The organism is Janibacter limosus NBRC 16128 (genome assembly GCF_001570985.1).
Classification (GTDB): domain Bacteria; phylum Actinomycetota; class Actinomycetes; order Actinomycetales; family Dermatophilaceae; genus Janibacter; species Janibacter limosus.
Map to the genome: position 1 here is coordinate 20,711 of NZ_BCSS01000008.1, position 18,254 is coordinate 38,964.

19 protein-coding genes are annotated in these 18,254 nt (G+C 70.7%); 14 read left to right on the plus strand and 5 right to left on the minus strand.

The features are described 5' to 3' along the window. The first annotated feature begins 69 nt into the window (after positions 1–69). On the plus strand, positions 70–1,032 hold the full coding sequence (locus tag JLI01S_RS04305; protein WP_157074824.1) for a phosphotriesterase family protein: 963 nt from the start codon (positions 70–72) through the stop codon (positions 1,030–1,032). Positions 1,033–1,051: 19 nt separating this feature from the next. Here the strand turns inward: JLI01S_RS04305 and JLI01S_RS04310 are convergent, their stop codons facing one another. From JLI01S_RS04310 to JLI01S_RS04320, 3 genes are read right to left on the minus strand one after another with little or no spacing between them, the layout of a single operon-like run. Continuing rightward, positions 1,052–1,642 carry a dienelactone hydrolase family protein gene (locus JLI01S_RS04310; protein WP_068260540.1) on the minus strand — a complete coding sequence of 197 codons (591 nt, stop codon included), beginning with the start codon at positions 1,640–1,642 and terminating at the stop codon, positions 1,052–1,054. Between the two features lie 32 nt (positions 1,643–1,674). Beyond that, positions 1,675–2,484 carry an enoyl-CoA hydratase-related protein gene (locus tag JLI01S_RS04315; RefSeq protein WP_068260543.1) on the minus strand — a complete coding sequence of 270 codons (810 nt, stop codon included), beginning with the start codon at positions 2,482–2,484 and terminating at the stop codon, positions 1,675–1,677. Then, positions 2,481–3,824, minus strand: coding sequence for an MFS transporter (locus JLI01S_RS04320; RefSeq protein ID WP_245634521.1), 1,344 nt, complete (start codon positions 3,822–3,824; stop codon positions 2,481–2,483). The genes JLI01S_RS04315 and JLI01S_RS04320 overlap by 4 nt, the downstream gene beginning before the upstream one ends. Positions 3,825–3,932: 108 nt before the next feature. Between JLI01S_RS04320 and JLI01S_RS04325 the strand changes: the two genes are divergently transcribed. Genes JLI01S_RS04325 through JLI01S_RS04340 form a run of 4 tightly spaced genes read left to right on the plus strand, consistent with a single transcriptional unit; the run spans position 3,933 to position 7,574 of the window. Continuing rightward, the gene (locus tag JLI01S_RS04325) at positions 3,933–4,610 is read left to right on the plus strand and encodes an HAD family hydrolase (protein WP_068260550.1); all 678 of its coding nucleotides are present in this window, start codon (positions 3,933–3,935) and stop codon (positions 4,608–4,610) included. A 39-nt stretch (positions 4,611–4,649) separates the two neighbouring features. Continuing rightward, positions 4,650–5,870: an acyl-CoA dehydrogenase family protein gene (locus JLI01S_RS04330; RefSeq protein WP_068260552.1), complete on the plus strand. Its 1,221-nt coding sequence runs from the start codon at positions 4,650–4,652 to the stop codon at positions 5,868–5,870. Continuing rightward, positions 5,867–6,883, plus strand: coding sequence for a phosphotransferase family protein (locus tag JLI01S_RS04335; RefSeq protein WP_218005458.1), 1,017 nt, complete (start codon positions 5,867–5,869; stop codon positions 6,881–6,883). The genes JLI01S_RS04330 and JLI01S_RS04335 overlap by 4 nt, the downstream gene beginning before the upstream one ends. Positions 6,884–6,893: 10 nt before the next feature. Then, entirely contained in the window at positions 6,894–7,574 is a 681-nt protein-coding gene (locus JLI01S_RS04340; RefSeq protein WP_245634522.1) for a TetR/AcrR family transcriptional regulator, read from the plus strand. Between the two features lie 76 nt (positions 7,575–7,650). On the opposite strand, the gene JLI01S_RS04345 is transcribed toward JLI01S_RS04340, so the two are convergent. After that, complete coding sequence (locus tag JLI01S_RS04345) at positions 7,651–8,436, minus strand: SDR family oxidoreductase (RefSeq protein WP_068260558.1); 786 nt, start codon at positions 8,434–8,436, stop codon at positions 7,651–7,653. A 130-nt stretch (positions 8,437–8,566) separates the two neighbouring features. On the opposite strand from JLI01S_RS04345, the gene JLI01S_RS04350 reads away from it, so the two are divergent. The 3 genes from JLI01S_RS04350 to JLI01S_RS04360 are packed head-to-tail and all read left to right on the plus strand — an operon-like array spanning position 8,567 to position 11,041. Continuing rightward, the gene (locus JLI01S_RS04350; protein ID WP_068260561.1) at positions 8,567–9,568 is read left to right on the plus strand and encodes an NADP-dependent oxidoreductase; all 1,002 of its coding nucleotides are present in this window, start codon (positions 8,567–8,569) and stop codon (positions 9,566–9,568) included. A 19-nt stretch (positions 9,569–9,587) separates the two neighbouring features. Then, positions 9,588–10,541, plus strand: coding sequence for an NADPH:quinone oxidoreductase family protein (locus JLI01S_RS04355; RefSeq protein ID WP_068260564.1), 954 nt, complete (start codon positions 9,588–9,590; stop codon positions 10,539–10,541). Continuing rightward, entirely contained in the window at positions 10,538–11,041 is a 504-nt protein-coding gene (locus tag JLI01S_RS04360) for a thioesterase family protein (RefSeq protein ID WP_068260567.1), read from the plus strand. Before JLI01S_RS04355 ends, JLI01S_RS04360 begins: the two co-directional genes overlap by 4 nt. Positions 11,042–11,109: 68 nt before the next feature. Here JLI01S_RS04360 and JLI01S_RS04365 read toward each other — a convergent pair whose 3' ends face one another. After that, positions 11,110–11,580: a MaoC family dehydratase gene (locus tag JLI01S_RS04365; protein WP_068260570.1), complete on the minus strand. Its 471-nt coding sequence runs from the start codon at positions 11,578–11,580 to the stop codon at positions 11,110–11,112. Between the two features lie 108 nt (positions 11,581–11,688). Here JLI01S_RS04365 and fabG point away from each other — a divergent pair, with 108 nt between their 5' ends. The 6 genes from fabG to JLI01S_RS04395 are packed head-to-tail and all read left to right on the plus strand — an operon-like array spanning position 11,689 to position 18,254. Then, positions 11,689–12,450: a 3-oxoacyl-ACP reductase FabG gene (gene fabG / locus JLI01S_RS04370; RefSeq protein WP_068260573.1), complete on the plus strand. Its 762-nt coding sequence runs from the start codon at positions 11,689–11,691 to the stop codon at positions 12,448–12,450. Next, complete coding sequence (locus tag JLI01S_RS04375; protein ID WP_245634523.1) at positions 12,450–13,265, plus strand: SDR family oxidoreductase; 816 nt, start codon at positions 12,450–12,452, stop codon at positions 13,263–13,265. The genes fabG and JLI01S_RS04375 overlap by 1 nt, the downstream gene beginning before the upstream one ends. Beyond that, entirely contained in the window at positions 13,265–14,791 is a 1,527-nt protein-coding gene (locus JLI01S_RS04380) for a class I adenylate-forming enzyme family protein (protein WP_068260576.1), read from the plus strand. The genes JLI01S_RS04375 and JLI01S_RS04380 overlap by 1 nt, the downstream gene beginning before the upstream one ends. Before the next feature lie 16 nt (positions 14,792–14,807). Continuing rightward, entirely contained in the window at positions 14,808–16,025 is a 1,218-nt protein-coding gene (locus tag JLI01S_RS04385) for an acyl-CoA dehydrogenase family protein (RefSeq protein WP_068260580.1), read from the plus strand. Beyond that, positions 16,018–17,187, plus strand: a complete 1,170-nt coding sequence (locus tag JLI01S_RS04390; protein WP_068260582.1) for an acyl-CoA dehydrogenase family protein — start codon at positions 16,018–16,020, stop codon at positions 17,185–17,187. The genes JLI01S_RS04385 and JLI01S_RS04390 overlap by 8 nt, the downstream gene beginning before the upstream one ends. Beyond that, positions 17,184–18,254 carry an acyl-CoA dehydrogenase family protein gene (locus tag JLI01S_RS04395; protein ID WP_068260584.1) on the plus strand — a complete coding sequence of 357 codons (1,071 nt, stop codon included), beginning with the start codon at positions 17,184–17,186 and terminating at the stop codon, positions 18,252–18,254. The genes JLI01S_RS04390 and JLI01S_RS04395 overlap by 4 nt, the downstream gene beginning before the upstream one ends.

Below are 18,254 nucleotides of genomic sequence, written 5' to 3' on the forward strand. Positions count from 1 at the left end.
CAGATCGTCACTTGAACTGGGGTTCAGATGACTCTAGGCTCCGAGGACCGACTCGAAGGAGAGTGTGCCGTGGTGGCTGTACCGACCGTGACCGGGAGCGTCGACTCCGCAGACCTGGGTGCAGTGCTCGCCCACGAGCACATCTTCGTCCTCGGGGAGGAGTACCGGCAGAACTTCCAGGGCGACTGGGACGAGGACGCCAAGGTCGCCGAGGCGGTCGCCGAGCTCGCGCCGCTGCCGGACCTGGGCATCAACACGATCCTCGACCCCACCGTCCTGGGCCTGGGCCGCTACCTGCCGCGGGTGCAGCGCGTGGCCGAGCAGGTCGGCGTCAACATCGTCGTCGCGACCGGCTTGTACACCTACAACGAGATCCCCTTCCAGTTCCACTACACGGGCCCGGGTCTGCTCTTCGACGTGCCCGAGCCGCTCACCGAGCTCTTCCTCAAGGACCTCACCGAGGGCATCGCCGACACCGGTGTCCGCGCGGGCTTCCTCAAGTGCGCGATCGAGGAGCAAGGCCTGACGGCGGGCGTCGAGCGGGCGATGCGTGCGGTCGGCGCGGCCAGCGCCCAGAGCGGCGCCCCGATCACCGTGCACACCAACCCGCACACCGGCTCGGGCCTCGTGGCGCAGCGGGTCCTGGCGGAGGAGGGTGCCGACCTGGCCAAGGTGGTCATCGGGCACAGCGGAGACACGACGGACGTCGACTACCTGTGCGAGGTTGCCGATGCCGGGTCCTACCTGGGGATGGACCGCTTCGGGCTCGATGTGCTGCTGCCCTTCGAGGACCGGGTCGCGACGGTGCTGGAGCTGCTGCGCCGGGGCTACGCCGAGCGGATGGTGCTCGCTCACGACGCGTCGTGCTTCATCGACTGGTTCGACCCCGAGGCCAAGCGCCAGGTCGTGCCGCGGTGGAACTATCGGCACATCAGCGAGGACGTCCTGCCCGCCCTGCTCGAGGGCGGCGCCACGCAGGAGGACATCGACACGATGCTCGTGAAGAACCCGCGCAGGTACTTCGAGGGGTAGTCAGCCGTCGAGCGGTGGGTCAGCCCACCGTCGCGACGAACTCGAGGACGCGTCGGGTGAAGATGCGTGCCTCCTCCGGCTGGTACTCGGCGCGCAGTGTCGGGTCGGTGAAGAGGTGCCCCGCGCCCTGGTACTCGACGAAGGTGAACTCGCCCCCGGCGTGCTCCACGTCGTCCTGCACCTCGTCGTCGAACTGCCGGTCCTCCTCGTGGAAGGGGTCCTCCGACGTGACGTGGACCTGCCCCGGGACCCCGGGCGGCCACGTCGCCTCGAGGAAGCGCATCGGGACGCCCCCACCGACCATGACGACCCCGCGGACCGTGTCGGGGCACTGCGCCGCGACCCACTGGGCGGTGGCCCCGCCGACCGAGAAGCCGACGGCGACGAAGGGGGCGGCGAGCCCCTGCGCCGCGGCCAGTGCCTGGGCGTGCAGCGCCTCGTCGCCGACCGACTTGGTGGCGGCCATGCCGCTCGCGTAGTCGTCGAAGGTCTCGCCGTCGTACGGGTCGAGCGTGGTCACGCCGTGGCCGGCCGCGGCAAGTGCGTCGGCGAGGTCGGTGACGCCCTGACGCACACCGAGGACGGAGGGGAAGAGCAGTACCTGGGCCATGTCCCCAACCTAGGCCCGGGCACCGACATCCGTCAGCGGGCGAAGACCGGGGGACGCTTCTCGACGAAGGCGCGCGCGGCCTCGACGTGGTCGCCCGTCAGGCCGCAGGCCTTGTGCCGGGGTACCTCGGCGGCCATCGACTGCGACAGCGTCTGGTGAGGGGCCTCGCGCAGGTTGCGCTTGATGTTGGCCAGCGCGAGGCCGGGGCCGTCGGCGAGCTGGGTCGCCAGCGTGCGGGTGCCCTCCTCGAGCTCGTCCTCGGGCACGAGCCGGGTGAGCAGGCCGAGGTCCAGACAGGCCTGCCCGTCGAGGCGCGGGTTGAGCAGCATCAGCTCACGGGCGCGTGCCGGTCCGACGAGTCGGTCCAGCAGCCAGGCCACGCCGAAGTCTCCGGAGAGGGCGACCGTGGCAAAGGCCGTCGCGACGACGGTGCGCGGTGTGCCGATGCGCAGGTCGGTGGCGAGGGCGAGGCCCAGGCCCGCGCCGGCAGCAGCGCCCGGGAGGGCGGCGATCGTCGGCTTGGTGAAGGCGTGGAGGCGGCCGACGGTCAGCTCCTGGTGGCGCAGCTGCTCGGCCACGGCAGCCGGGTCGACCTCGGTGGCGCCGCCCCCTTCGCCCCCGTCGGCGTCGAACTGCTGGACATCGCCGCCGGCGCAGAAGGCACGACCGGCGCCGGTGAGCACCAGGACACGCACTGCCGGGTCCTCGTCGGTCTGCGCGAGGAGCTCGCCGAGCCGCTCGATCATCGGGACCGACATCGCATTGCGCCGGTCGGGTCGGTTGAGGGTGATGGTGGCGATGCCATCGGTGAGGTCGTACAGGACGTGGTCGGTGTCGGTCACGAGATCTCCTGGGGTTGGGGGTCGGGTCGGTGGGTCGAGATCGGACGGGCGAAGGCGAGTGCAGCCACTGCGGGGAGGGCCGCCAGGACGAGGAGGGCGCGGGGGAACCCGATGGCGTCCCCGAGGCCCCCGACGGTGGCGGCCCCGAGGCTGCCCCCGAGGAGGAAGACGAGGGTGAGCAGGCCGAGCGCTCCACCGCGGGTGTGCACGGGGACGGAGTCGGCGACGAGCGCCGTCATCGCCGGCTGCCCGAGGCCGAAGGAGAGCATGAGCAGCAGGGTCGCGGCGATGAGCGCTCCGGGGTTGACCAGGGCCGAGCCGATCGCTGCGAGGACCACCGCGCTGGTGACTCCCGTCGTGGCGAGCAGCTGGCTGCGGGTGGTGCCGAAGCGGATGAGTGCAGGGCCCGTGATGCGGGGGGCGACGACCCCCAGGGCGGCGCATGGCAGGAGCAGCAGCCCGACCTGGGTGCCCGACCAGCCGTGGGCGATGAGGACGGTGGGCACGGCCACGAGCATCCCGAACCACGCGGACGGCAGGCTCGCGGCAGTCAGCAGACTGAGCCGCACGGTGCGGTCGCGCACGAGTGCTGCCGGGATGACACCGTGCGGTCGACGGCGCACGCGCAGGACGGCCGCCGGAGCGCTCGCCAGCAGCAGGAGGAGGCCGACGAGCGCGGTGGTGCCGCCGAGCGTCGCCACCTGCAGGGACAGGACGGCACCGGTGGCGGCGCCGGCCACGAGCAGGGCGCCGACGGGGTCGAGCGTCGCTCCGGGCTGACGGTGGGTCGGCAGGTCGCGCCAGACGAGGGGGACCACGAGGAGGGTGAAGACCGGGATGGCCACGACGGGCCGCCACCCGAAGGGGTCGACGAGCAGGGCCCCTGCGACGGGCCCGAGAGCATTGATCGTGGCCCCGACGCCGGAGTACGTGGCCAGGGCCCGGGCTCGGCCGTCACCGGCGAAGAGGGCCTGGATGGCGGCGAGCGTCAGGGCCGGCACCGCCGCTGCCCCCACGCCCTGCAGGGTCCGCGTGAGGATGAGCGCGGGAAGGGAGTCCACGAGCGCACCGGCGCAGGCTGCGGTGACCATGACGGACATGCCGATGAGCAGGGGCAGGCGGATGCCGAACATGTCACCGAGGCGGCCGAAGACCGCACTGCCGACCGCGAGCGCGAGGGAGTAGCAGCTGACGACGAGCGCGGCGCGGCCGGTCGTCAGCTCGAGGTCCTGGGCGAGGGCGGGGAGGGCGACGGCGACCGCTGCACTCCCCAGGCCGGTGATGCCGAAGAGCACGGCGATGGCGCTCGCGAGGGCCCCGCGGTGCGGTGGGGGTGGCAAGGCGGCGCTGGAGATGGTGGCTCCTCGGACATCGTCGTCACAGACTTGAATCTGAATCTAAGTTCAAGTATACCTATGGTGAGGCCGAAGACCACAAGGAGTGCCCCCATGACGACGATGTCACCCGATCCGACCCCGGTCGACGCGCGCCCGGCGCAGGCGCTGCTCATCGACTTCGGGGGAGTGCTCACGGCCCCGATCGGCGCTGCCTTCCGGGCGCTCGGCGCCGACGCCGGACTCGGGCCCGACGACGCGCTGCGCGTGCTCGCCACCCATGAGGGGGCGCGTGTGGCGCTGTCCGAGCACGAGGTCGGCCGGCTCGACGACGAGGGCTTCGAGGATGCCTTCGCGGCCGCGCTCGTCGAGGCCGGTGGCCGGATCGAGCCCCGGGGCCTGCTGGCCGGCCTGGCCACGCACATGGACCTGGACGAGCCGATGATCGACCTCGTCCGGCAGGCACGTGCCGCGGGTGTCCCCGTCGCGCTCGTCTCCAACTCGTTGGGTCGCGACTGCTACGCCCGGGTCGACCTCGACGAGCTCTTCGACGTCACGGTCATCTCGGGGCAGGTCGGCATACGCAAGCCCTCCCGCGAGATCTACCGCATCGCCTGCCGACGACTCGGCGTCGAGCCCGAGCACTGCGTGCTCGTCGATGACCTCGAGCACAACCTCGTCGGCGCCGCGCGCCTCGGGATCCGCGGCATCCTCCACCGCACCGCTGCCGAGTCCATCCCTCGTGTCCGCGAGGCCCTCTCCCTTCCCACCCCGACCGGCGCCACCCGCTGACCGGTCGTCGACCACACCACGAGCCAAAGGATCACCACGATGTTCGAACTCAGTGAACGCGGCCAGGACTACCGCGACCGCCTGCTCACCTTCATGGACGAGCACGTCTACCCCGCGGAGAGCGTCTACCGCGAGCAGATGCGCGCCTCCGGCAACGCCAACCACCACCCGCAGGTGCTCGAGGACCTCAAGGCGGAGGCGCGCAGCCAGGGCCTGTGGAACCTCTTCCACCCGCACACCGAGTGGGGGCCGGGCCTGACCAACCTCGAGTACGCCCACCTCGCCGAGATCACCGGACGCAGCATCGAGATCGCTCCCGAGGCGATCAACTGCAATGCGCCCGACACCGGCAACATGGAGGTGCTGACCCTCTTCGGCACCGAGGAGCACAAGGAGAAGTACCTCAAGCCCTTGCTCGCCGGCGAGATGGCCTCGGCCTTCGCCATGACCGAGCCGGCGGTCGCCAGCTCGGACGCGACCAATGTCGAGACGCGCATGGAGCGCGACGGTGACGAGTACGTCATCAACGGCCGCAAGTGGTGGACCTCCAATGCCCTGCACCAGAACTGCAAGGTCATGATCGTCATGGGCAAGACCGACCCGGACGCCCCGACGCACCGCCAGCAGTCGATGATGGTCGTCCCGATCGACGCCCCGGGCGTCACGATCGTGCGTGGCCTGCCGGTCTTCGGCTACATGGACCGTGAGGGTCACGCCGAGGTCGTCTTCGACAACGTGCGCGTGCCGCGCGAGGCCCTGCTCGCCGGTGAGGGCGACGGCTTCATGATCAGCCAGGCCCGCCTCGGGCCGGGCCGCATCCACCACTGCATGCGCGCCATCGGTGTGGCCGAACGCGCCCTGGACCTGATGATCGACCGCGCCCAGTCCAGGATCACCTTCGGTGAGCCCGTGGCCAACCGGTCCAACATCATGGACTGGGTCGCCGAGGCCCGCATCGAGATCGAGATGGTCCGACTGCTCACCCTCAAGGCCGCGCACATGATGGACACCGTGGGCAACAAGGTCGCCCGCACCGAGATCGCCGCGATCAAGGTGGCCGCACCGCAGATGGCCCTGAAGGTCCTCGACCGGGCCATCCAGGTGCACGGCGGAGGTGGCGTGAGTGACGACTTCCCGCTGGCCATGTGGTACGCCCACATGCGGACCCTTCGTCTGGCCGATGGCCCCGACGAGGTGCACAAGATGACGATCGCCCGGCGCGAGTACCGCCGCCGCAGCCCGGAGTGGGGCAAGAAGTGATCGAGGGCGTCGACACGACGGCGATGACGGCGTGGATCAGCGCGCGGGTCGACGTCGAACCGCCGTTGACCTACGAGCGGGTGGGGTTGGGGCAGTCCAACCTCACCTACCTCGCCACGGATGCGAAGGGGGTGCGCCTGGTCCTGCGGCGCCCCCCGATGGGGGAGCTGCTCGCGTCGGCGCACGATGTCGCACGGGAGCACCGGATCCTCTCGGCGCTCCAGTCGAGCGATGTCCCCCTTCCCGTCGTCCACGGGCTGTGCGAGGACCCGGCAGTCGCCGACCAGCCGGTCCTCGTCGTCTCCTTCGTCGACGGGCTCGTGCTCGATGACCGGAGCGACGCGGAGGGCCTCGCCCCGCCAGCCCGCCATGCCGTCGGGCTCTCCCTCACGGACACCCTCACCCGCATCCATGCCGTCGACCTCGAGCGGGTCGGTCTGCACGACCTGGCGAGCCACAAGCCCTATGCCGCGCGGCAGCTGCGCCGCTGGGCGGGGCAGTGGGAGCTCTCCCGCACGCGGGAGCTGCCCGACCTGGAGCGACTGACCGACCGGCTGCAGGAGCGCGCGCCGGCGCCGGGCGAGATCAGCCTCGTCCACGGCGACAGCCACCTGCGCAATGTCATCGTCGACCCGGACGACGCGCAGGTGCGGGCGATCCTCGACTGGGAGCTGGCCACCCTCGGCGACCCGCTCGCCGATCTCGGGACCCTGTTGGCGTACTGGCCCCAGGCGGGCGATCCGCCGAGCATGCGCTTCGATGCCTCGACGGTCGAAGGCTTCGCCACCCGCGACGAGCTCGTCGAGCACTATGCGCAGGTGGCCGGTCGCGATGTCACGGCCGTGCCCTTCTGGCACGGGTTGGGGCTGTGGAAGCTCGCGATCATCCTCGAGGGAGTGCGCCGTCGTCAGCTCGACGACCCGCGCAACCTCACGGCGGTGGGCGCGATCCCCGCGGAGGCCGTGGACGAGCTCGTCGCGTGTGCGCACGTCGTGCTGGACGACGCGCATTAGCATGTCCGGCATGGCCAGCGACGCAGACACCACCACGGAGGTCCCCGATCTCGTCGACGCCGAGCACCTCGGCACCCAGCCGCAGACGGCGCGCGGCAAGCGCACCCGGGAGGCGCTCATCGCCGCCGCCCGCACGATCTTCGAGCGGGATGGCTTCGTCGACTCACGCCTCGTCGACATCGCGGCAGAGGCCAAGTGCTCGATCGGCAGCTTCTACACGTGGTTCGACAGCAAGGACGAGGTCTTCGCCGCCGTCCTGCACCAGGCACAGAGCGAGATGCTCCACCCCGGGACCAGCCGCATGGAGGCATCGGACGACCCGGTTGCGATCATCACGGCGAGCAACCGCGCCTACTTCGAGGCCTACCGGCGCAATGCCCGGCTCAACCAGCTCCTCCTGCAGGTCGCGACCGTCGACCCCAAGATCCGCGCCCTGCGGCAGGCCAGGGCCAATGCTTTCGTCATGCGCAATGCCAAGGCGATCGCCGAGCTGCAGGCCCGCGGGTTGGCGGACCGTGGCGTCGACGCGACGACGGCGGCGATGGCGCTGTCCGGCATGGTCTCGCGCCTGGCGCAGGACGCCTTCGTCCACGAGTTCCTCCTCGCACCCGTCGACGAGCTCGTCGACGCGGCCACCCGCATGTGGACCAATGCGCTCGGGCTCACGCAACCGGAGCTGCGCGCGGACTGAGCCGAGCGCGACGAGCCAGCACGACGCAGGGGGTGCCACCGACCGGTGGCACCCCCTGCGTCATGCTCGACCGAGGTCACCGGGCGATGGTGACCCCACCGTCGACGGTGAGGGTGCTGCCGACGACGTAGTCGCCGGCGTCCGAGGCGAGATAGATCGCCGCGGCAGCCATGTCCTCGGAGCGACCGATGCGTCCGGACGGGATGCTGCCGGAGATCTCGTCCCCGTGGTCGCGCGCCTCCTTGTTCATATTGGAGGCGAAGGCGCCGGGCGCGATCGCGCTGACGATGATGCCCTCGGGGGCGAGCGTGACCGCCATCCGCTTGGTCAGGTGCACCACGCCTGCCTTGCTCGCGTGATACGAGTACGTCTCCATCGGGTTGAGGGAGAGCCCGTCGATGGACGCGATGTTGATGACCTTGGCCAGGTGGCCGCTGCGCTGGTGCCCGGCGAGCAGCAGGCCCTTGGCGGCCTGGGTGAGGAAGAAGGGCGCCTTGACGTTGAGGTCCATGACCTTGTCCCAGCCGCTCTCGGGGAAGGTGTCGAAGGCTTCGCCCCATGCCGCGCCGGCGTTGTTGACGAGGATGTCGAGGTGGCTCTCGTGCTCGCCGAAGGCTTCGAGCAGGGCCGTGATGCCGGCGGTCGTCGAGACATCGCCGGGCAGGGCGACACAGCGGCCCTCGCCGAACTGCTCCGTCAGCTCAGCGGCCGTCGCCCGGCAGGCCTCCTCCTTGCGCGCGGTGATGTAGACCGTCGCGCCCTGGCTGAGCAGCCCCTCGGTGATCATCCGACCGATGCCGCGGGAACCGCCGGTGACGAGGGCGACGCGGGCGTCGAGGGAAAAGAGTGCAGGGATGTCCATGGTGGTCCTTCGCTCGGGAGTGTGAGACGACCGTAGCCGTACTTGAATCAGGGTTCAAGAGTAGTTGAATGTGGATTCACGTTGTGGGATGGTGGCCACGTCACCGCCGACTCGACCACAGGAGCACCCCATGACCCGGACCTCGCAGGAGATCCGCCTCGCCGCCCGTCCGCACGGCCGCCCCGACGAGAGCACCTGGGAGCTCGCCACGAGCGAGGTGCCCGAGCCCGGGCCGGGGGAGTTCCTCGTCGAGATGCAGCAGATCTCGCTCGACCCCGCCATGCGCGGCTGGCTCAACGACGTGCGCTCCTACCTGCCGCCCGTGAAGATCGGCGCGGTCATGCGTGCCTTCGGTGCCGGGACGGTCATCGCCTCGCAGCACGACGACTTCGCCGTCGGCGATGTCGTCAGTGGGACCTTCGGCGTGCGCGAGTACGCCATCTCCAGCGGGAAGGGAGTGGCTCACCTCGACCTCGACCTCGCCCCGATGAGCACCTGGCTGGGCGCGCTCGGCATGCCCGGCATGACCGCGTGGTTCGGTCTCGAGGACGTGGCTCGAGCGAAGCCGGGTGACACCGTGCTCGTCTCCGCCGCGGCCGGCGCCGTCGGCAGCACCGTCGCCCAGCTGGCCAAGGCCAAGGGGTGTCGGGTCATCGGCATCGCCGGTGGCCCGGACAAGGTGGACTGGCTGCGCGAGCTCGGGCTCGACGAGGTCATCGACCGCCGAGAGGGAAACCTGCTCAAGCAGGTGCGCGCGGCCGCGCCCGATGGCGTGGACGTCTACTTCGACAATGTCGGTGGCGAGTCGCTCGACGCGGCCCTGGCCAATCTCGCGCACGGCGCCCGGATCGCCATCTGCGGTGCCATCTCGACCTACAACGACGAGACCCTCGCCGAGGGCCCGCGCCGCTACATGGCGCTGCTCGTCTTCCGCGCGAGCATGCAGGGCTTCGTCGTCATGGACTACGAGGACCGCTACGGCGAGGCGATCTCCGGCATCGGCGACCTGATCCGCGACGGCCGCTTCGTCGCGACGGAGACCGTCCTCGACGGCGGCGTCGCCGCCTTCCCCGAGGCCCTGCTCGGCCTCTTCGACGGGGTCAACACCGGCAAGCTCCTCCTCCAGCTCTGATCCACCGAAGGGAACCACCATGCGCGCCATCCACATCTCCACCCTCGACGGACCCGAGGCCGTCGAGGTCGTCGACCTGCCCGACCCCAGCAACGACAAGCTCGTGACGATCGACGTCAAGGCGGCCGGTGTGGCCTTCCCCGAGCTGCTGCAGACCCGGGGGCTCTACCAGATGAAGCCGGACCTCCCCTTCGTCCCCGGGGCCGAGGTCGCCGGGGTCGTCTCGGCTGCCCCCGAGGGCAGCGGGCTGTCCGTCGGTGACCGCGTGGCGGCGCTGACCCTGCTCGGAGGCTTCGCCGAGAAGGCGCTGGCCCGTCCCGACCTGACCTTCGCCCTGCCCGACGAGGTCTCCTTCGAGGAGGCGGCGTCCTTCACCTTCAACTACGCGACGGTCTACTTCGCGCTCGTCGAGCGTGGTGGCCTGGCCGAGGGGGAGACCGTCCTCGTCCACGGTGCGGCCGGCGGCATCGGGACCGCGGCCATCCAGATGGCCAAGGCCTTCGGGGCGAGCAAGGTCATCGGGGTCGTCTCCACCGAGGCGAAGGGGGAGATCGCCCGGGCCGCAGGGGCGGACGAGGTCGTCATGGCCGACGGCTTCCTCGACGCGGTCGGCAAGGCCAGTGTGGACATCGTCGTCGACCCGGTCGGCGGCGACCGCTTCACCGACTCCCTGCGCAGCCTCAAGGAGCACGGACGACTGCTCGTCATCGGCTTCACGGCCGGCGAGATCCCGCAGGTCAAGGTCAACCGCCTGCTGCTCAACAATGTCTCCGTCGTCGGAGTCGGCTGGGGCGCCTACGCGATGTCCCGTCCGGGACACGTGGGCAAGGAGTGGGACGCGATGCTCCCGCACCTGCGCAGCGGCGCCCTGCGTCCCGTCGTCGGGGAGACCCACCGGCTCGAGGGCGCGGCCGCGGCCCTGGCCTCCCTGGAGGGTCGGACGGTGACCGGCAAGGTCGTGCTGGTGCCATGAGCCCGGCGCTGCCCTCGATCGAGGAGATCACTCAGGTCCCCGAGTCCCGCCGTGCCGTCGCCGGCCCGGAGTGGGAGGACGAGAACGGCCACGTCAACGTCGCGCACTTCTACGCCTTCCACCTCGCCGCCTCCGAGACGGCGCTGCAGCAGATCGGTCTCGACGACGACTACCGCGAGCGCAGCAGGTGCGGTGTCTTCAGCATGGAGCAGCACTTCCGCTTCTACGACGAGGTGCGCATCGGTCAGGAGATCTCCGCCCACGTGCGCTGGCTGGACCGCGGCAACAAGGTGTTCCACGGCATCTCGGTGATCGTCAACCATGACACCGCAACGGTCGCCAACACCCTCGAGGTCCTCGAGGGGCACGTCGACCTCGTCACCCGCCGCGCCGCTGCCTTCCCCGAGGGGCTCGCGCAGCGCGTCGACGCCGAGATCGCCGTCCACCGGGCCCTGCCGTGGAGCCTGCCGCTTGCCGGCAGCATGGGAGTGCGCCGCTGACCCGGCGCGCCCACGACTCGGGCCCATGACCTCGCGGAGGTCATGGGCCCGAGTGCGTCGAGGGGTTCTCAGGCGCTGAAGCGGCCGATCGACTCCGCGACGAGGATCGGCTTGTCGATGCCGTCGGCCTCGACGGTCAGCTTCGTCACGACGTTGACCTGGCCGGGAGCGGTCTCCTCCACCTTGGTCAGCTCGGCCCGCAGACGGATGCGCGAGCCCACGGGCAGCGGGTGGATGAAGCGCACCTTGTCGTAGCCGTAGTTGAGGCTGTGGGCGAAGCCGTCGAAGGCCATCAGCTCCTCGAGGAAGGCCGGCGTGCGCGAGAGGCTGTAGAGGCCGTGCGCGATCGTCGAGCCGAAGGGGGAGTCGGCTGCCTTCGCGGGGTTGACGTGGATCCACTGGTGATCGCCGGTGAGCTCGGCGAAGGCGTCGATCTTGGCCTGGTCGACGACGTGCCACTCGGTGGGGCCGATCTCGACGCCGACGAGGTCCTTGAGGTCTTGCACGGACGCTGGGCGGTGCTGGGTGGTCTGGGTCATGGTGAGCTCCTTCGATCACGAACAGGTCCCCTTGACCGTAGTTGAACTTGAAGCCGGGTTCAAGTATGTTTCGAGGCGTCAGGCAGCCGAGATCACAGGAGCTCTCACATGACCACAGACCAGCAACGCGTCGCCGTCGTCACCGGTGCAGCCCGAGGCATCGGCGCCGGTGTCGCCCGCCGACTGGCCGCAGACGGGATGGCCGTCGCCGTCCTCGACCTCGACGAGTCGGCCTGCGTGCCCGTCGTCGAGTCGATCACCCAGGAGGGGGGCCGGGCACTGGCCGTCGGCGCCGATGTCTCCGACCCGGAGCAGGTGGAGGCAGCGGTCCAGCGCATCGCCGACGAGCTCGGCGCACCGACGGTGCTGGTCAACAACGCCGGCATCATCCGCGACAACCTCATCTTCAAGATGAGCGTGGAGGACTGGGACTCGGTCATGGCGGTGCACCTGCGTGGTGCCTTCCTCATGACCAAGGCCTGCCAGGCCTACATGACGCAGGAGCGTCACGGCCGCATCGTCAACCTCTCCTCCACCTCGGCCCAGGGCAACCGCGGCCAGGTCAACTACTCGGCGGCCAAGGCCGGCATGCAGGGCCTGACCAAGACCCTGGCGATCGAGCTGGGCAAGTTCGGCGTCACGGCCAACGCGATCGCCCCGGGCTTCATCGAGACCGAGATGACCCAGGAGACCGCGGAGCGCATCGGCATCGACTTCGAGGAGCTGAAGAAGATGGCCCGCGAGCAGGCGCCCGTCGCCCGCACCGGTCGGCCCGAGGACATCGCCCACGCCGTCTCCTTCTTCGTCAGCGAGGGCGCCGGCTTCACCACCGGACAGGTCCTCTACGTCGCCGGCGGGCCGTGCGACTGATGGGCACCGCGATGCAGATCAAGGACAAGGTTGCGATCGTCACCGGTGCCGCCGGTGGCATCGGGGCAGCGCTCGCCGAGGCCCTCGTCGACGGGGGCGCCCACGTCGTCATCTCTGACATCGACGAGGCACGGCTGGCCGCGACGGCCGAGCGCATCGGGGCGGTCGCCGTCGCCGGTGACGCCTCGAGCGAGGACGTCATCGCGCGGATGATCGCGACGGCGCAGGTGAGCTTCGGTCCCGTCGACCTCTTCTTCGCCAACGCCGGCATCGGGGACGGGCTGGGCATGTCCGCCACCGATGAGCAGTGGCAGCAGGCGATCGACATCAACGTCCTGGCCCATGTGCGCGCCGCCCGGGCGCTCGTGCCGCAGTGGGTCCAGCGCGGCTCGGGATACTTCGTGACCACCGCCTCTGCCGCAGGCCTGCTCACGCAGATCGGCTCGGCCACCTACTCGATGACCAAGCATGCGGCCGTCGGCTTCGCCGAGTGGCTCGCCGTGACCTATGGCGACGACGGCATCGGCGTCAGCTGCCTGTGTCCCATGGGTGTCGACACGGAGATGCTCCGGTCGGGGATGACCTCCGGTGGTGGCACCGGGGGCAAGGTCGCCGCCGCTGCCGTGACCGGCGCGGGCGAGGTGCTGACCCCCCGGGAGGTCGCTGACCAGGTGCTTGCCTCGGTCGCGGAGGGCACCTTCCTCATCACTCCGCACGCCGACGTGCGCGAGTTCATGCGGCGCAAGGCCGCAGACCACGACCGGTGGATCCACGGCATGCAGCGCTACCAGCGACACCTGATGGGAGAGGTCTGATGACGAACGGAGCCAGCCTGATCTGGACCTGGGCCGACCGGACGCCCGACGCCATCGCCGTGCGCGACGGAGAGCGTTCGTGGACCTTCGCGCAGCTGCGCGCCGGCGTCCGGGGCGCCATCGAGGAGCTCACCGAGCGGGGGGTGCGTCCCGGGGACCGGGTCCTCATGGTCGTCCCGACGTGCGCGGAGTTCGTCCTCACCTATCACGCGCTGCTCGCCATCGGCGCGACCGCCGTCACCGTCAACCCGCTGTGCACCCAGCGCGAGCTGACCCACTTCGTCGACGACGCCGGTTGCACCTTCGCGATCGGCTGGCACGAGGACGACGGCCCCGTGGCGGGGACGGCGTCCGCGGCAGGCATCGCGCTGTGGGTGCTCGAGCCCGGCTGCGTGCGCTCCTCCGACGAGGGCATCGGCCTCGCCGACGTGACCGCCGACGATGCCGCCGTGCTGCTCTACACCTCCGGGACGACCGGCGCCCCCAAGGGAGCCGTCCTCACGCACGGCAACCTGCTGTCCTGCGGTGCGGCCTACGCCGAGGCGCTGGAGGTGACGGGCGAGGACCACATGGGCACCGCCCTTCCCCTCTTCCACGTCTTCGGCCAGGCCTCGGTCATGTTCACGACCTTCACCTTCGGCGGCGGCATGACCTTGCAGCGGCCCTTCGACCCCGCGGGGCTGCTGCAGCTGGCGGCGGACCAGGAGCTGACCTCGCTCGCCGGCGTGCCGACGATGTGGAATGCCATGCTCCACGCCGAGACGGACCTGACGGCGGAGGACCTGTCGCACCTGCGCCTGGCCTGCTCCGGCGGTGCCGCGCTGCCCCTCGAGGTCGGCAAGGCCTTCCAGGAGCGCTTTGGCGCGGTCGTCCTCGATGGCTACGGGCTGAGCGAGACGACCGGCGCGGCGACCGTCAACCGGGCGATCCACCCGCGCAAGGAGATGAGTGTCGGGCGGGCCGTCGACGGCTGCGCGCTCGCCATCTTCGACGAGCACGGCAGCCAGCTGCCTCCGGGCGAGGTCGGCGAGGTCGCGATCCGTGGTCCGGTCGTCATGCGCGAGTACTGGAACAAGCCCGAGGCCACCGCTGCGGTACGCCACGGCGACTGGTTCCTCACCGGCGACATCGGCCGGATGGACGATGACGGTGACCTGTGGATCGTCGACCGCAAGAAGGACCTCGTGATCCGAGGCGGGTACAACGTCTACCCGCGGGAGGTCGAGGAGGTGCTCTACGGGCACCCGGACATCCTCGAGGCGGCCGTCATCGGGGTGCCCGACGAGCGTCTCGGCGAGGAGATCGCTGCGGTCATCACGCCGCAGCCGGGCCGGAGCATCGACCCCACCGAGCTGCGCATCTGGCTCGAGGAGCGGGTCGCGGCCTACAAGGTCCCGCGGATCTACCAGCTGGTGGAGGCGTTGCCCAAGGGCGCCACCGGCAAGATCCTCAAGCGGGCCATCGACCGCGGGGACATCGCGACCACCGGTGAGCGGCCCGCCCGGGCCACCACCCCCACCACCTGAGCGAAGGGAGCGACCCGTGGACTTCACGCTGGACGCCAGGACCACCGAGCTGCAAGAGCAGCTGACCGCCTTCATGGACGAGCACGTCTACCCCATCGAGGCGGCATTCCAGGAGCAGATCGACGCGGCCCCCGACCGCTGGTCGCCGCCGCCGATCATCGAGCCGGCCAAGGAGGCCGCCCGCAGCCAGGGGCTGTGGAACCTCTTCCTCCCCGGCGAGGACGGCGCCGGCCTGACCAACCTGCAGTACGCACCGCTGTGCGAGATCCTCGGGCGCAGCCTGCACATCGCCCCCGTGGTGACCAACTGTGCCGCGCCGGACACCGGCAACATGGAGGTGCTGAACATGTTCGGCACCGACGAGCAGAAGGAGCAGTGGCTCACGCCCCTGCTCGCCGGCGAGATCCGCTCGGCCTTCGCCATGACCGAGCCTCGGGTGGCCAGCTCCGACGCGACCAACATCGAGACCTCGATCGTGCGCGACGGCGACGAGTACGTCATCAACGGCCGCAAGTGGTACATCTCCGGCGCGATGAACCCCAACGCCAAGGTGCTCATCCTCATGGGCAAGACGGACCCCACGGCGGACCGTCACAAGCAGCAGTCGATGATCCTCGTGCCGCGGGACGCTCCCGGTGTGGACGTGCGTCGCGGGATGAAGGTCTTCGGGTACGACGACCGCGACCACGGCGGCCACGCCGAGATCGACTTCACCGACGTGCGGGTCCCGGTGAGCAACCTCATCGGTGAGGAGGGCAGCGGCTTCGCCATCGCCCAGGCCCGGCTCGGTCCCGGCCGGATCCACCACTGCATGCGCCTGATCGGCATCGCCGAGCGTTCCCTGGAGCTGATGGTCGAGCGCGCCGCCAGCCGGGTCGCCTTCGGCAAGCCCCTGTCGGAGCAGGGCGTGATCCGTGACTGGATCGCGGAGTCGCGCGTGCGGATCGAGCAGCTGCGGCTGCTCACCTTCAAGGCCGCTTGGCTGATGGACACGGTCGGCAACAAGGGCGCCCACACGGAGATCCAGGCGATCAAGATCGCCGCGCCGGCCACCGTCGAGTGGATCCTCGACAAGGCCGTCCAGGTGCACGGCGCCGGCGGCCTCAGCCAGGACTTCCCGGTCGCCGAGTGGTACGCCCAGGTGCGCACCCTGCGCTTCGCCGACGGCCCCGACGAGGTGCACAAGAACGCCCTCGCCCGCCACGAGATCCGGAGGATGACCGCACATGTCTGACCTGAAGCAGCGGGTCGAGGAGCTCCTCGCGAGCCACGACCCCCGAACGAGCGACGCCGCGGACTTCCTCGGCGCCCAGTACGACGCCGGCCTGGCATGGGTGCACTTCCCCGAGGGCAAGGGGGGCCTGGGCATCTCCCGCGGCCGCCAGCTCGAGGTCGACGCGCTGCTGGATGCGGCGGGCGCACCGCGACCGGACTTCGGCCGCAACAGCATCGGCCTGGGCATGGCCGCGCCGACGATCCTGGCCTTCGGCTCGCAGGAGCTGCAGGAGCGCTACCTGCGACCCCTGTTCGCCTGCACGGAGATCTGGTGCCAGCTCTTCAGCGAGCCCGGTGCCGGGTCCGACCTGGCTGCCGTCGCGACCCGTGCGGTCCCCGACGGCGACGAGTGGGTCGTCGACGGGCAAAAGGTGTGGACCTCCGGCGCGCACAACGCCGACTTCGCCATCCTCGTGGCCCGCACCGACACCTCGGTCCCCAAGCACGCGGGCCTGACCTACTTCCTCGTCGACATGACCGATCCGGGGATCGAGGTCCGCCCCCTTCGTCAGATCACGGGTGAGGCCGAGTTCAACGAGGTCTTCCTCACCGGGGTGCGCGTCCACGACCGCAACCGCGTGGGTGCCATCGGCGAGGGGTGGAAGGTCGCCACGACGACACTCAACAACGAGCGGGTCGCGATCAGCGCCGGCAACGACCGCGAGGCCGGCCAGATCGGCCTGGTCACCGAGCGTTGGCGCACGGACCCCTCCGTGCGCACGCCCGGCAACCACACCGAGCTCATGCAGTGGTGGGTCGAGACCGAGGTGACCCGCCTCGCCGGCGAGCGCCTGCGCCAGGGTCTCGAGGCCGGCCAGCCCGGGCCCGAGAGCTCGGCGATGAAGCTGGCCTTCGCCCAGCAGGCCCAGCAGGTCACCGGGTTCGCCCTCGAGCTCGCGCCCGAGGAGGGCCTGACCTACCACGACTGGACCATGGTGCGGCCCGAGGGCGGCTCCTTCCTCGGCCACGGCCCCGGCTTCCGCTACCTGCGCGCCAAGGGCAACTCCATCGAGGGTGGTACCAGCGAGATCATGCGCAACATCGTCGCCGAGCGCGTGCTCGGCCTGCCCCCGGACCACCGCCCTGACAAGGGCATCCCCTTCAAGGACGTGCCGCGATGACCGATCTTCTCTACACCGACGTCGAGGAGTCCTTGCGCTCCAGCGTGCGGTCCACCCTGCAGCGTTCCCTCGACGAGGGTCTGCCTGCTCGCCTCTACGACGAGCCGGACACCGATGTGGGCGCGCTCTGGCAGGCGCTCGCCGGGCAGCTCGGCCTCGCCGGCCTGCTCGTCCCCGAGTCCCTCGGCGGCGTCGAGGCCGGCCCGCGTGAGGCAGCCGTTGTCCTGGAGGAGCTCGGCCGTGCGGTCGCACCCGTGCCCTTCCTCACCAGCGCCGTCATCGCGACGACCGCCCTGCTCGAGGCGGGCGACGAGCAGCACCTGCCGGCGCTCGCCTCGGGCGAGCGCACCGCTGTCCTCGTGCTGCCCTGGACCGCCCGTCGGGGTGCCTGGTCGGCGGTGTCGGGGAGCACGGAGCCGGTCGCCGGCGCCCTCGACGCGGACCTCTTCCTGGTCCCCACCACGGGCGAAGGGGGCGTGCCCTCCCTGCGCGCGTATGACCGCGGTGACGTGGAGGTGGAAGCGATCACCTCGCTCGACATGACCCGTCCGCTCGCCCGCGTGACGGTGACCGGCCAGGGGAGCGAGGTCGCGTCCGGGACGCGCGCCGAGGTGGCCGTCGACGCTGCCCTGGCCGCTGGCGCGGCACTGCTCGCCTCCGAGCAGCTCGGTCTGGCGCAGTGGTGCCTCGAGACGACCGTGGAGTACGCCAAGACGCGGGTGCAGTTCGCCCGCCCGATCGGCTCCTTCCAGGCGATCAAGCACCGCCTGGCCGACCTCTACCTGCTGCTCGTGAGCGCCCAGGCGGCGGCCCGACAGGCCGCCGGCACGCTCGCCGACGACGACCCCGACCAGCAGGTCTCGCAGGCCGTGGCCCAGGCCTTCTGCTCCGACGCGGCCGTCCGCGCCGCGGAGGAGGCCCTGCAGCTGCACGGCGGCATCGGCATGACCTGGGAGGCCCTCGTGCACACCCGCCTCAAGCGGGCCAAGTCCGACCAGCTGGCCCTCGGCACGCCCGACCGGCACCGCAGCGACCTCGCCGTGCTGGTGGACCTCCCGGCCAGCTGA

Bases quoted from the DNA above. Each gene is read 5' to 3' on its own strand.
- JLI01S_RS04310 (WP_068260540.1), bottom strand. From the start codon at position 1,642: ATGGCCCAGGTACTGCTCTTCCCCTCCGTCCTCGGTGTGCGTCAGGGC.
- JLI01S_RS04325 (WP_068260550.1), top strand. From the start codon at position 3,933: ATGACGACGATGTCACCCGATCCGACCCCGGTCGACGCGCGCCCGGCG.
- JLI01S_RS04330 (WP_068260552.1), top strand. From the start codon at position 4,650: ATGTTCGAACTCAGTGAACGCGGCCAGGACTACCGCGACCGCCTGCTC.
- JLI01S_RS04340 (WP_245634522.1), top strand. From the start codon at position 6,894: ATGGCCAGCGACGCAGACACCACCACGGAGGTCCCCGATCTCGTCGAC.
- JLI01S_RS04345 (WP_068260558.1), bottom strand. From the start codon at position 8,436: ATGGACATCCCTGCACTCTTTTCCCTCGACGCCCGCGTCGCCCTCGTC.
- JLI01S_RS04350 (WP_068260561.1), top strand. From the start codon at position 8,567: ATGACCCGGACCTCGCAGGAGATCCGCCTCGCCGCCCGTCCGCACGGC.
- JLI01S_RS04355 (WP_068260564.1), top strand. From the start codon at position 9,588: ATGCGCGCCATCCACATCTCCACCCTCGACGGACCCGAGGCCGTCGAG.
- JLI01S_RS04360 (WP_068260567.1), top strand. From the start codon at position 10,538: ATGAGCCCGGCGCTGCCCTCGATCGAGGAGATCACTCAGGTCCCCGAG.
- JLI01S_RS04365 (WP_068260570.1), bottom strand. From the start codon at position 11,580: ATGACCCAGACCACCCAGCACCGCCCAGCGTCCGTGCAAGACCTCAAG.
- fabG (WP_068260573.1), top strand. From the start codon at position 11,689: ATGACCACAGACCAGCAACGCGTCGCCGTCGTCACCGGTGCAGCCCGA.
- JLI01S_RS04375 (WP_245634523.1), top strand. From the start codon at position 12,450: ATGGGCACCGCGATGCAGATCAAGGACAAGGTTGCGATCGTCACCGGT.
- JLI01S_RS04380 (WP_068260576.1), top strand. From the start codon at position 13,265: ATGACGAACGGAGCCAGCCTGATCTGGACCTGGGCCGACCGGACGCCC.
- JLI01S_RS04390 (WP_068260582.1), top strand. From the start codon at position 16,018: ATGTCTGACCTGAAGCAGCGGGTCGAGGAGCTCCTCGCGAGCCACGAC.
- JLI01S_RS04395 (WP_068260584.1), top strand. From the start codon at position 17,184: ATGACCGATCTTCTCTACACCGACGTCGAGGAGTCCTTGCGCTCCAGC.